The sequence below is a fragment of the Streptomyces sp. NPDC047117 genome, from assembly GCF_040643545.1.
In the GTDB taxonomy this organism is placed as follows: Bacteria; Actinomycetota; Actinomycetes; order Streptomycetales; family Streptomycetaceae; genus Streptomyces.
On the sequence record NZ_JBEYUN010000001.1, the window covers coordinates 650,380 to 662,159 of the forward strand.

Annotated in this window: 9 protein-coding genes; 2 read left to right on the top strand and 7 right to left on the bottom strand. The window is 72.7% G+C overall.

The window, feature by feature from the left end; all coding sequences use genetic code 11:
* Positions 1-6: 6 nt before the first annotated feature.
* The 7 genes from ABZ840_RS03050 to ABZ840_RS03080 form a co-directional block, all read right to left on the bottom strand.
* Positions 7-2,100 (bottom strand): xanthine dehydrogenase family protein molybdopterin-binding subunit, encoded by a 2,094-nt coding sequence (locus ABZ840_RS03050; protein WP_361552242.1) that lies wholly within the window; start codon positions 2,098-2,100, stop codon positions 7-9.
* Positions 2,097-3,098, bottom strand: coding sequence for a xanthine dehydrogenase family protein subunit M (locus ABZ840_RS03055; RefSeq protein ID WP_361552245.1), 1,002 nt, complete (start codon positions 3,096-3,098; stop codon positions 2,097-2,099). The genes ABZ840_RS03050 and ABZ840_RS03055 overlap by 4 nt, the downstream gene beginning before the upstream one ends.
* Positions 3,095-3,637, bottom strand: coding sequence for a 2Fe-2S iron-sulfur cluster-binding protein (locus ABZ840_RS03060; protein ID WP_361552248.1), 543 nt, complete (start codon positions 3,635-3,637; stop codon positions 3,095-3,097). The genes ABZ840_RS03055 and ABZ840_RS03060 overlap by 4 nt, the downstream gene beginning before the upstream one ends.
* Before the next feature lie 80 nt (positions 3,638-3,717).
* Complete coding sequence (locus ABZ840_RS03065) at positions 3,718-5,127, bottom strand: rhamnulokinase family protein (protein WP_361552425.1); 1,410 nt, start codon at positions 5,125-5,127, stop codon at positions 3,718-3,720.
* Between the two features lie 68 nt (positions 5,128-5,195).
* Positions 5,196-7,235 carry a bifunctional aldolase/short-chain dehydrogenase gene (locus ABZ840_RS03070; protein WP_361552251.1) on the bottom strand — a complete coding sequence of 680 codons (2,040 nt, stop codon included), beginning with the start codon at positions 7,233-7,235 and terminating at the stop codon, positions 5,196-5,198.
* A gap of 143 nt (positions 7,236-7,378) precedes the next feature.
* Positions 7,379-8,554, bottom strand: a complete 1,176-nt coding sequence (gene rhaI / locus ABZ840_RS03075) for an L-rhamnose isomerase (protein ID WP_361552254.1) — start codon at positions 8,552-8,554, stop codon at positions 7,379-7,381.
* A 188-nt stretch (positions 8,555-8,742) separates the two neighbouring features.
* The gene (locus tag ABZ840_RS03080) at positions 8,743-9,279 is read right to left on the bottom strand and encodes a DNA starvation/stationary phase protection protein (RefSeq protein WP_361552257.1); all 537 of its coding nucleotides are present in this window, start codon (positions 9,277-9,279) and stop codon (positions 8,743-8,745) included.
* 296 nt (positions 9,280-9,575) lie between these two features.
* On the opposite strand from ABZ840_RS03080, the gene ABZ840_RS03085 reads away from it, so the two are divergent.
* Together ABZ840_RS03085 and ABZ840_RS03090 are read left to right on the top strand one after the other, a co-directional pair.
* Positions 9,576-10,856 (top strand): PP2C family protein-serine/threonine phosphatase, encoded by a 1,281-nt coding sequence (locus ABZ840_RS03085; protein ID WP_361552260.1) that lies wholly within the window; start codon positions 9,576-9,578, stop codon positions 10,854-10,856.
* A 253-nt stretch (positions 10,857-11,109) separates the two neighbouring features.
* On the top strand, positions 11,110-11,658 hold the full coding sequence (locus ABZ840_RS03090; RefSeq protein WP_361552263.1) for a DUF1062 domain-containing protein: 549 nt from the start codon (positions 11,110-11,112) through the stop codon (positions 11,656-11,658).
* Positions 11,659-11,780: the final 122 nt, after the last annotated feature.

Genomic DNA, 11,780 nt, shown 5'->3' on the forward strand with positions numbered 1-11,780 from the left:
GCACGGTCACAGGTGCGGCAGCAGTGCGTCCGGGGTGACCGGCAGGTTACGGACGCGGACGCCCGTGGCGTGGTGGACGGCGTTGGTGACGGCGGCCGCCGTGCCGACGATGCCGATCTCGCCGATGCCCTTGGAGCCCATCGGGTTGAGGTGCGGGTCCTCCTCGTCGAGCCAGTGCACGTCGATGTCGGGTACGTCGGCGCAGACCGGCACGTGGTACATGGCCAGGTCGCGTTCCGCGTAGTCGCCGAACTCCCGGTCCATCGTGCTGTGTTCGGTCAGTGCCATGCCGAGGCCCATCGTCATGCCGCCGAGGAACTGCGAACGGGCGGTGCGCGGGTTCAGGATGCGGCCCGCGGCGAAGACGCCGAGCAGCCGCCGTACCCGCGTCTCGCCGGTCACGGTGTCCACCTGCACCTCGACGAATTGCGCACCGTACGCGTGCCGTGCGTACTCCTCGCCGCGCTTGGCGTCCTCGGTGGTGTCGGCGGTGGCCGTCAGGCCGGTCGCCGGTACCTCGCTGTGTTCCTCCAGCTGCCGCCGCAGCCCGTCGCACGCCTTGTGCACCGCGGAGCCCCACGAGGAGGTGCCCGCCGAGCCGCCCGCCACCGGCGCCGCGGGCAGATCGCTGGACCCGACGTGGATGCGGACGCGCTCCAGCGGCAACCGCAGTGCGTCGGCGGCAATCTGGGCCAGCACGGTCCGGGCGCCGGTGCCGATGTCGGTGGCGTTCACCCGTACGTCGACCAGCCCGTCGGCGCGGGCGTGCGCCTCGGCCTGGCACGGAGCGACCAGCACCGGGTATGTCGAGGCGGCCACGCCGGTGCCGAGCAGCAGCCGGCCGTCGCGGCGGCCCCGGGCGGCCGGATCGCGGTGCCGCCAGCCGAAGCGGCGGGCCCCCTCGCGCAGGCATTCCACGAGGTGGCGGCTGCTGTACGGGCGGCCGGAGTCCGGCTCGCGGTCGGGTTCGTTGCGCAGCCGCAGCTCGACGGGGTCCAGGCCGCAGGCGAGGGCCAGTTCGTCCATGGCCGATTCGAGCGCGTACATGCCGGGGCACTCGCCGGGCGCCCGCATCCACGAGGGCGTGGGGACGTCCAGCCGTGTCACCCGGTGGGTGGTGCGGCTGTGCGGCGAGACGTACATCGTGCGGCTGGGGCTCGCCGCCTGCTCCACGAACTCCTGGACGGTGGAGGACTGGGTGACGATCTCGTGCGCCAGCGCCTGGATGCGGCCGTCGCGGTCGGCACCGAGGCGGAGCCGCTGGATCGTGGGGGCGCGGTGGCCGGTGACGGCCTCCAGCAGCTGGCGCGGCAGGGCGAGGGTCACCGGACGGCCCGTCACGCGGGCGGCCATGGCGGCGAGCACCGACTGCGGGCGCGGGGTGCCCTTGGAGCCGAAGCCGCCGCCGACGTGCTCGCTGGTGACCTGCACCTGCTCCGGGCCGAGTCCGAAGAGCTGGGCCAGCATCCGCTGGACGGTGGACGAGCCCTGGCTGGAGTCGTACAGACACAGCCGGCGCTCGCCCTCCCACCAGGCGGTGGCGGCGTGCGGCTCCATCGGGTGGTTGTGCAGCGGCGGGGTCTCGTACACCGCGTCGTGCTGGACGGCCGCTCCGTCGTACGCGGTGTCGAAGTCGCCGCGTTCCCGGTCGGCGGGGTGGCCGCCGTTGGCGGTCTCGGGGGCGTAGAGGCCCGGGTGGTCGAGGCCGAGCAGGACGTCGTGCGGCTCCGAGGTGTAGTCCAGGCGGACCGCGCCGGCCGCCGCCCTGGCCGCCTCCAGGGAGGTGGCGACCGCGAGGGCGACGATCTGGCCGCGGTGCGCGACGCGCGGCGACTGCAGGACGGCGAGCGTGGGGTCCTCGCCCTCTTCGAGGCGGGGCGCGTTCTCGTGGGTGAGCACGGTGAGGACGGCGGGGTCGGCGAGCGCGGCGCCGGTGTCCACGCCGGTGATCTCGCCACGGGCGATCGTGGCGGGCACCGCCCAGGCGAACAGGCCGTCGGGGTGTCCGTGGTCGGCGGCGTACCGCGCCGTGCCGGTCACCTTGGCGCGGCCCTCCAGCCGCGCGGTGTCCGCGCCCAGGGTCCGGGGCAGGGTCGTCATCGCGCACCTCCCGCGTGGGCTTCCGTCAGGTCCGTGAGCAGGGCGACGGCCAGCCGACGGGCCAGGGGGATCTTGTAGCCGTTGTCGCGGAGCGGTTCGGCTGCCGCCAGTTCCTGGTCCACGGCCCGGCCGAAGGACTCCTCGGTGGCGGGCCGGCCGAGCAGCGCCGCCTCCGCTTCCCGGGCCCGCCAGGGCTTGGCCGCCAGCGCGCCGAACGCGAGCCGCACGTGCTGGACGGTGCCGCCGCTCACCCGCAGGTCCGCGGCGGCCGAGGCGAGCGCGAAGGCGTACGAGGCGCGCTCCCGGGCCTTGCGGTACGCCGAGCGGGCGGCGGGCGCGGGCGGCGGCAGCTCGACGGCCGTGATCAGCTCGCCGTGCTCCAGTACGGTGTCGCGGTCCGGCGCGTCGCCGGGCAGCCGGTGCAGCTCGGCCACCGGGAGCGTCCGGGTGCCCTCGACCGACACGCAGTGCACCGTCGCGTCGAGAGCGGTCAGCGCGACCGCCATGTCCGACGGGTGGGTGGCCACGCAGTGCTGGGAGGCGCCGAGGACGGCGAGGTCGCGGTGGACGCCGCTGCGCGCGGGGCAGCCGGAGCCGGGCCGTCGCTTGTTGCAGGGCTTGCCGATGTCCTGGAAGTACACGCAGCGGGTGCGCTGGAGCAGGTTGCCGCCGATCGTGGCGAGGTTGCGCAGCTGCGGCGAGGCGCCGGCCAGCAGCGCCTGGGACAGCGCCGGGTAGCGCGCGCGGACGAGCGGGTGCACGGCGAGGGTGCTGTTGCGTACGGTGGCGCCGACCCGCAGCCCGCCGTCCTCCGTTTCGGTGATCTCGTCGAACGGCAGCCGGCTGACGTCGACCAGCATCTCGGGCACCTCGACCCCGAGTTTCATCAGGTCCACCAGGTTGGTGCCGCCGCCGAGGAAGGCCGCGCGCGGCCGGCGGGAGAGCAGGTCGACGGCGGCTGCCGGGTCGGTGGCCGTCTCGTACCGGAAGGGTTTCACCGGGCCGCCTCCTGCACCGCGTCGATGATGTTCACGTACGCGCCGCAGCGGCAGATGTTGCCGCTCATCCGCTCGCGCACCTCGCCTCCGGTCAGCTCCACCGGCCCGTCGGGTACCCCGTCCGGCGTCACCGCGCTGGGCCAGCCCTCGCGCGCCTCGGCGATCGCGGCGACGCCCGAGCAGAGCTGGCCGGGGGTGCAGAAGCCGCACTGGAAGCCGTCGTGCGCGAGGAACGCCTCCTGGAGCGGGTGCAGCGCTTCGCCGTCTGCCAGGCCCTCGACCGTGGTGACCTCCGTGCCGTCGGCGGCCACCGCGAGCAGCAGGCAGGAGTTGACCCGCCGGCCGTCCAGCAGGACGGTGCAGGCCCCGCACTGGCCGTGGTCACAGCCCTTCTTCGCGCCGGTCAGCCGCAGGTCCTCGCGGAGCAGATCGAGGAGCGAGGTGCGGTTGTCGACCGTACGTTCCTGGCGTTCGCCGTTGATGTGCAGGGTGAGCGCGGTGGTGGTGTCCGCGCCGCCTGTACCCTCCGTGCTTCTCATGGAGTCACCAGTGCCCCTGAAGGCGTCCCCCGAAAACGGACAAACCGGCTCCACACCTCGCTCGGACCAACCGGGAGCCGTCAGTCCAGGCCGATGCGGCGTGCCGCGGCGTCCCAGGCGGCGCGGTCGCCGCCCGGGGTGCAGCGGCGGAGCGGCTGGGTGCTGGCGACCAGACGGCGCATCGCGGTGCGGTCCGGGACGAGGCCGTGCGCGCGGGCCTGGACCAGGACGTTGCCCAGCGCGGTGGCCTCGGCGGGGCCCGCGACGACGGGCAGGCCGGTGGCGTCGGCGGTGAGCCGGCAGAGCAGCTCGTTGCGGCTGCCGCCGCCGACCAGGTGGACGGTGCGGATCTCCCGCCCGGCGAGTGCGGCGGCCCGCCGCAGGGTCCGGGCGTGGGCCAGGGCGAGCGCTTCGAGGAGGGTACGGACGAGTGACCCCTGGTCCTCGGGCGGGCGCTGGCCGGTCCGGACGCAGTACGCGGCGATGCGGGCCGGCATGTCACCGGGGGCGAGGAATTCGGGCGCGTCGGGGTCGATGACGGCGGCGAACGGGCGGGCCTTCGCGGCCGCCGCCAGCAGCGGGCCCAGCGCGTGCGGCAGCCCCTGCTCCCGCCAGGTGCGCTGGGTCTCGGTCAGCAGCCACAGGCCCATGATGTTGCGGAGGTAGCGGGTGGTGCCGTCGATGCCCAGTTCGTTGGTGAAGTTCGCGGCGCGGGACTCCTCGGTGAGCACGGGCGCGTCCAGCTCCAGGCCGGCCAGCGACCAGGTGCCGCACGAGAGGAACGCGAAGTCCGGCTCCTCGGCCGGGACCGCGGCCACCGCGGAGGCGGTGTCGTGCGAGGCGACGGCGGTGACGGGAGTACTGGCCGGCAGCCCGGTGGCCGCGGCGACGTGCGGGAGCAGTGTGCCCGCCGGCTCGCCGGGGCGGCGCAGCGGCGGGAGCAGCGCGGAGTCGAGGCCGAGCCGGCCGAGCAGTGCCTTGGACCAGGTGCCGGTACGGGCGTCGAACAGGCCGGTGGTGGAGGCGTTGGTCGCCTCCGCCCCCGCCTCCCCGGTCAGCCGGTGCACCAGCAGGTCCGGCATCAGCAGCAGGGTGCGGGCGGCCGCGAGCCGGCCGCTGTCGCGGTCCGCCGCCAGCTGGTAGACGGTGTTGAACGGCAGGTGCTGGAGCCCGGTGACCGCGTACAGCTCGGCCGGTCCCACCGACGCGCGCACCCGCTCCGCCACGTCCTCGGTGCGCGCGTCGCGGTAGTGGAACGGCTGGTCCAGCAGCTCCCCCTCGGCGTCGAGCAGGCCGTAGTCCACCGCCCAGGTATCGATGCCGACGGAGTCCGCGCCGCCCGCCCGGGCCACCGCACGCAGCCCGTCGAGGACACCCCGGTGGAGCGATTCCACGTCCCAGCGGAGCCCGTCGGACCGCCGGAGCGGGGTGTTGGGAAAGCGATGGGCCTCGGCCGGCTCCAGCAGGTCCGGCCCCACCCGGGCGCGCATGACGCGCCCGCTGGTGGCACCGAGGTCGACGGCGGCGAAGGTACGGGTGCTGGTCACATCGCCTCCGGTCAGCGCAGGAACGCCGCGGCGACCCCGGCGTCCACGGGGACGTGCAGTCCCGTCGTGTGGGTCAGGTCGCCGCCGGTCAGCGCGAACACCGCGTTGGCGACGTGCTCCGGCAGCACCTCGCGCTTGAGCAGGGTGCGCTGGGCGTAGAACTCGCCGAGCTTCTCCTCCTCGATGCCGTACGTCGCGGCGCGCTGCGCGCCCCAGCCGCCGGCGAAGATCCCGGAGCCGCGCACCACGCCGTCGGGGTTGACGCCGTTGACGCGGATCCCGTGCCCGCCCAGCTCGGCGGCGAGCAGCCGCACCTGGTGCGCCTGGTCGGCCTTGGTGGCGGAGTACGCGATGTTGTTGGGCCCTGCGAAGACGGCGTTCTTGGAGGCGATGTAGACGATGTCGCCGCCCATCTCCTGCGCGGTCATGACGCGGGCGGCCTCGCGGGAGACGAGGAAGGAGCCGCGGGCCATGATGTCGTGCTGAAGGTCCCAGTCCTTGGCGCTGGTCTCCAGCAGCGGCTTGGAGAGGGAGATGCCGGCGTTGTTGACGACCAGGTCGACGCCGCCGAAGGCGAGTACCGCCGCACGGAAGGCCGCGGCGATCTGCTCCTCGTCGGTGACGTCCACGGTGACGGCGACGGCCTTGTCCGGACCGCCCAGCTCCTCGGCGACCGTGTCGGCACTCTCGGCGTTCAGGTCCGCGACCACCACGCAGGCGCCCTCGGCGGCCAGCCGGTGCGCGATCGCCCTGCCGATGCCCGAGCCCGCGCCGGTGACCAGCGCGATCCGGGTGGCCAGCGGCTTCGGCGTGGGCATCCGCCGCAGCTTGGCCTCCTCCAGCTCCCAGTACTCGATGCGGAACTTCTCGGCCTCCTCGATCGGCGCGTACGAGGACACCGCCTCGGCGCCGCGCATCACGTTGACCGCGTTGAGGTAGAACTCCCCCGCCACCCGGGCGGTCTGCTTGTCCTTGCCGAAAGAGAACATGCCCACGCCCGGGACCAGCACGATCGCGGGGTCGGCACCGCGCAGGGGCGGCGAGTCGGGGGCGGCATGCCGCTCGTAGTAGGCGCGGTACTCCTCCCGGTATTCCGCGTGCAGCTCCGTCAGGCGGGCGACCACTTCCTCCAGCGGCGCGGCCGGCGGCAGGTCGAGGACGAGCGGCCGGACCTTGGTGCGCAGGAAGTGGTCGGGACAGGAGGTACCGAGCGCGGCGAGCCGGGGGTGCTCGGCGCGGGCCAGGAAGTCGAGCACGGGCTCGGCGTCGGTGAAGTGGCCGACCTGCGGCTTGTCCGCGGAGGCCAGGCCGCGGATCACCGGGGCGAGGGCTGCGGCCCGCTCCTTGCGCGCGTCCTCGGGCAGCGCTTCGTACCCCTCGACGACCGGCCCGAAGGGCTCCTCCTTGGCGTGGTCGGCGAGGTACTTCTCGGCCGTGCGGATGATCCACAGGGCGTTGCGCTCGCACTCCTCGGAGGTGGTGCCCCACGCGGTGATGCCGTGGCCGCCGAGGATCACGCCGACGGCCCGCGGGTTGGCCTCCTTGACGGCGGCGATGTCCAGGCCGAGCTGGAAGCCGGGGCGCCGCCACGGCACCCAGGCGACCTTGTCGCCGAAGCACTCGGCGGTCAGCTTCTCGCCGTCGGCGGCGCAGGCCAGCGCGATGCCGGAATCCGGGTGCAGGTGGTCGACGTGTGCGGCGTCGACGAGGCCGTGCATCGCGGTGTCGATCGAGGGCGCCGCACCGCCCTTGCCGTGCAGGCAGTAGTCGAACGCGGCAACCATCTCGTCCTCGCACTCGACGCCCGGGTACACCTCGGTCAGCGCGCGCAGCCGGTCGAGGCGGAGCACGGCCAGCCCGGACTCCTCGAGGGTGCCGAGGTCACCACCGGACCCCTTGACCCACATCAGCTCGGCGGGCCGCCCGGTGACGGGATCGGTGGCAGTGCCCTTGGCGGAGGCGTTACCGCCCGCGTAGTTGGTATTCCGCGGATCGGCACCGAGCCGGTGAGCCCGCTCCAGGAGTGCTGCGACTTCGGGGTGGGATGCCATGAGTACGTCAGTCCTTCGCAACGAGAGAGTGAGGTGACGCGCCCTTCAGGGGCGCGGGGCTGCGGTTATTTGCGGCTCCGCCGCGCGGGCGCGACCAGCCACAGACGGCCCGCAGCCGCCGACAAACAAAGCGCGGCAACCGCTCACGCGCCCCACCCGGCCGGCGCCCCACCCACCCGCTCCGCGGCGACCCGCTCCTGCCAGCCGGAGGCGTGATACGCAGCGACCGGGTCCGGGGCGAGCCCCATCTCCCCCCGTACCTCGACAAGCAGCGGCCGAACGTCGGTGTTATAGGCGTCCATCAGGACGCCATTCGCCGCGAGCACATCGCCGGAACGCTGCGCCGCCCGCAGCGCATCCGTGTCCACCAGCAGCGCCTTCGCCGTCGCCTCCTGCACGTTCATCACAGAACGGATGACGGCGGGGATCTTCGCCTCGATGTTGTGGCACTGGTCGAGCATGAAGTTCACGCCGCGCTCGGGCGCCAGCCCGCCGTTCTTGATCACCTCGTGCATGATGCGGAACAGCTGGAACGGGTCCGCCGAGCCCACCATCAGGTCGTCGTCGGCGTAGAAGCGGGAGTTGAAGTCGAAGGCGCCGAGCTTCCGTTCGCGGAGCAGGAAGGCGACGATGAACTCGATGTTGGTGCCGGGCGCGTGGTGTCCGGTGTCCACGACGACCTGCGCCTTGGGGCCGAGCTTCAGGCAGTGGGCGTACGAGGTGCCCCAGTCCGGCACGTCGGTGGTGTAGAAGGCCGGCTCGAAGAACTTGTACTCCAGCAGCATCCGCTGGTCGTCCCCGAGCCGTGCGTAGACCTCGGCCAGCGCCTCGGCCAGCCGGTCCTGGCGGCCGGCGATGTCGTCCTGGCCAGGGTAGTTGGTGCCGTCGGCGAACCACAGCTTGAGGTCGTTCGAGCCGGTCGCGTCCATGATGTCGACGCAGGCGAGGAGGTGGTCGACGGCCTTGCGGCGGACGGCCGGGTCGGGGTGGGTGACGGACCCGAGCTGGTAGTCCTCGTCCTGGAAGGTGTTGGAGTTGATGGCGCCGAGGGTGAGGCCGCGCTCCGCCGCGTACTCCGCGAGCTTCCCGTAGTCCTCGACGGTGTCCCACGGGATGTGCAGCGACACCAGGGGCGCGACTCCGGTGAACTCGTGCACCCGCGCCGCGTCGTCCAGCTTCTCGTACGGGTCGCGGGGGACGCCGGGCTGCGCGAACACCTTGAAGCGGGTACCGGAGTTGCCGTAGCCCCAGGACGGTGTCTCGATCACCTGTCCCTTCAGGGCGGCCTTCACGGCGGACGGGGCGGGCGTGCTCGGCATGGTTCACCTCGGCGGGGTGCGACGGCGAAACGCTTTTTTGAATCGTTTCAGTGCGCCCTAAGCTAGGCCGCCGGAGGAGAGAGCGTCAAGAGGGGGTCCACACAAAGCGCGGTGCCCGGCCACCGCATGGCCGGGCACCGCGAAAAACGATTCAGGCGACGCACACGCCACCCGCCGCCTCCGGGGCCTCAGGGCTGCCGGCGCGCCTGCCTCCCGGCCGCCCGCGCGGCCCCCTCCTCGCTGGTCTCGCTGGCGGTGCTGAGCTTGCCGCCGGAGCTCTCCAGGTGGGCGCGGATGAACCACTGGAACAGTTCCAGGCTGCGGAGCTGCTCGATGAGCATGTCCTGCGTGATCGGGTCGGGCTCGTCGGTGGCGCGCACCGCCTCGCGGTGGTCCTCGATGACGCCGGTGTACACCACGTCCAGCGCGCCCAGGTGCTCGATGGACTCGGCACGCCCGATGGCGTAGTCCCCCCATGTACGCTCGGCGACCATGACGCCGGGCGTACCGGCGGGCTCGCCGCCGAGCGTCGAGATCCGCTCGGCGGTTGTGTCGATCATGTCGCGTACGGCGTCCACCTGCGGGTCGAGCATTTCGTGCACGGCGATGAAGTGCGGGCCGACCACGTTCCAGTGCACGTGCTTGAGGGTGAGCGCCAGGTCGTTGAGCGCGTGCAGTCGCATCCGCAGCAGCTGGACGACCTCCGAGCCTGCGGAGGTGCTCATGCCCGGAACCGTATAGGCGAGCTTCGAGTCGGCTTTCGAGGCCACGGCACTGTCTCCTTCGACGGTCTTCAGGCGGTCCGGCGGGCTTGCCGGTCGTCCCGGCCCGACGGGGTGCCGGGCGTGCGCCCACAGCCGTACCACCGGGCCTCGCGTGGCAAACGCCCGGTTCCTCCGGTTGTACGGGCTTCCTCCCGGTGCTGCACCCCAGGTGTTACGGAGGTACCGGCAGCGGGTACTGCGGGCACACGGCGACCGTCTCGGGGTCGCCGTGCCTCCACGCCGAGGGAGGGCCCCGTATGAGCACCTCGGCCGCCCGGAACGAGCTGCTGGGCGACCTCCTTGCCGCCAGCCATCTGATCACGCTGGAGCAACTGCCCGGCCTGGTCGCGCGGCACGCGGCGCGGGCCGGCTGGCCCGACGTGCTGATCTACCTCGCCGACCTGCAGCAGCAGATGCTGCACCTGCTGACCGAACGTGGCCCGCGGGCGATGTACGGCCCGGCCCGCCAGGTGCGCGCGGACCGGCCCGCCGAACTGCGGGTGGAAGGGACGGTCGCGGGCCGCGCCTTCCAGCTCGGCACGATCGTGCCCGCGAACGCGGCGGGCGGCGGCCAGTGGTGGGTGCCGCTGGTCAACGGCACGGAGCGGATGGGCGTCCTGCGGGTCGAAGCGCCCACCGACCCGGCCCTCCCCCGCGACCTGCGCAACCTCGCCTCCCTGATCGCGCTGATGCTGGTCAGCAAGCGCGGTACGAGCGACACGTACTCGCGGCTGGTGCGCCGCCGCGACATGAACGTGGCCGCCGAGATGGAGTGGCGGCTGATGCCGCCGCGCACGTTCGCCACCGACCGGGTGCTGATCAGCGCCGTGATGGAACCGGCGTACGAGGTCAGCGGCGACGTCTTCGACTACGGCATCACCGGTGACACCGTCCACCTGGCCATCTTCGACGCGATGGGCCACGACACCGCCGCCGGGCTGACCGCCAACCTCGCGCTCGCCGCCTGCCGCAACCACCGCCGCCAGCGGTCGGGCATGCTGCGCACCGCCGCGGCCGTCGAGCACGCGCTGGACACGCAGTTCGACGGCAGCCGCTACGCCACGGGGATCCTCGCCGACCTGAACCTCACCAGCGGCGCACTGCGCTGGACGAGCTGCGGACACCCCGCACCGGTCATCATCCGCGGCGGCCGTACGGCGCTCTCGCTGTACTGCCCGCCGAGCCCACCGCTCGGCACCGACCTGGAGCCCTCCCCCTCCCTCTGCCACGACCAACTGGAGCCTGGCGACCGGCTGTTGCTCTACACCGACGGCATCACCGAGGCCCGCAACCCCGAAGGCCAGGAGTTCGGGCTCGACCGCTTCACCGACTTCCTCATCCGCCGCCACTCGGACGGCCTGCCGCTCCCCGAGACCCTGCGCCGGCTGATCCGGCGCCATCTGGAATACCACCACGGCCGGCTGGACGACGACGCCACCGTCCTCCTGGTGGAGTGGCACGGCCCCACGCCGTACCACCGCGACCAGGTCGAGGCCCTGGCTGGACTCCCCTCACCCACCCACCACCCCATCGATTGATTTTCGATCGAAAGCAATCGACGATCCCGACGACGGCGGCAGACGAGGTCGGCCCTGATGCGCAGCAGCCCTCGAAAAACCGGTGGCCCAGAGCCACTTGCCGCCCCTACCGTGCTGCCGACCCGAGTCGCCCGGACAAGGACGTGCCGTTGTACACCCTGTGAGACCTCCCGAGAGCTGATCTGTCGCGCGTCGCGCATGTGCGCCGCGCTGCTTTTTGCTGCGGACTTCTCACTGAAACCGGTGTACTTCTGTGCTCAAAACCTGGGTGGTCATGCCCACCTGCCTGCCGACCGTTCGCCGCCGCTGCCACGCGTGCGGGTCCGAGCGCTTCCGGGCGAACGGCAAATTCCGCGTCAACGCCCATCACAAGCTCCTCGACGCCTGGCTCCTCGTGCTCTGCACCGCTTGCGGGGACACGGCGAAGCTGACGGTCCTGGAGCGGATGAACGTACGCTCCGTACGACCCGAGCTGCTGGACCGGATGCACGACAACGACCCCGTCCTGGCAGCCGAGCTGCTCCAGGACCCAGTCGTACGGCACCGCAACCGCATCGCCCTCGACTGGGCAGGTGCCTGGCGCCTCGACACCGACGGACCGGACCACCTGGACCGCGAGGTACTGGAGGTCTCCGTCCACTTCGCTGCCCGCGTTCCCCTCCGGCCGGTGCGCCTGATCACTGAAGGGTGCGGCCTTTCACGGGCCGAGGTCGAGCGCCTGCTCACGGAGGGGAAGCTCGTTTCAGCGGCACGGCTGAGCGGCACGCTCTCCGGCGACTTCACCTTCCTGCTCAAGCGCTGAGTCCCGCTCGGCACCACACACCGCGTCCGCCGCCGGGTCCGGGCGCTCACGTCCACGCCGTCGGTCCGGCCCCGCTCGGCCGCGGCGCGCTCGATCCCGCCGACCACCGCGTCCAGCGTCTC

What these genes read in the sequence shown, in the direction of transcription:
- rhaI (WP_361552254.1), bottom strand. Translation starts at nt 8,554, where the DNA reads ATGCCGAGCACGCCCGCCCCGTCCGCCGTGAAGGCCGCCCTGAAGGGA.
- ABZ840_RS03050 (WP_361552242.1), bottom strand. Translation starts at nt 2,100, where the DNA reads ATGACGACCCTGCCCCGGACCCTGGGCGCGGACACCGCGCGGCTGGAG.
- ABZ840_RS03060 (WP_361552248.1), bottom strand. Translation starts at nt 3,637, where the DNA reads ATGAGAAGCACGGAGGGTACAGGCGGCGCGGACACCACCACCGCGCTC.
- ABZ840_RS03065 (WP_361552425.1), bottom strand. Translation starts at nt 5,127, where the DNA reads ATGCGCGCCCGGGTGGGGCCGGACCTGCTGGAGCCGGCCGAGGCCCAT.
- ABZ840_RS03070 (WP_361552251.1), bottom strand. Translation starts at nt 7,235, where the DNA reads ATGGCATCCCACCCCGAAGTCGCAGCACTCCTGGAGCGGGCTCACCGG.
- ABZ840_RS03080 (WP_361552257.1), bottom strand. Translation starts at nt 9,279, where the DNA reads ATGAGCACCTCCGCAGGCTCGGAGGTCGTCCAGCTGCTGCGGATGCGA.
- ABZ840_RS03085 (WP_361552260.1), top strand. Translation starts at nt 9,576, where the DNA reads ATGAGCACCTCGGCCGCCCGGAACGAGCTGCTGGGCGACCTCCTTGCC.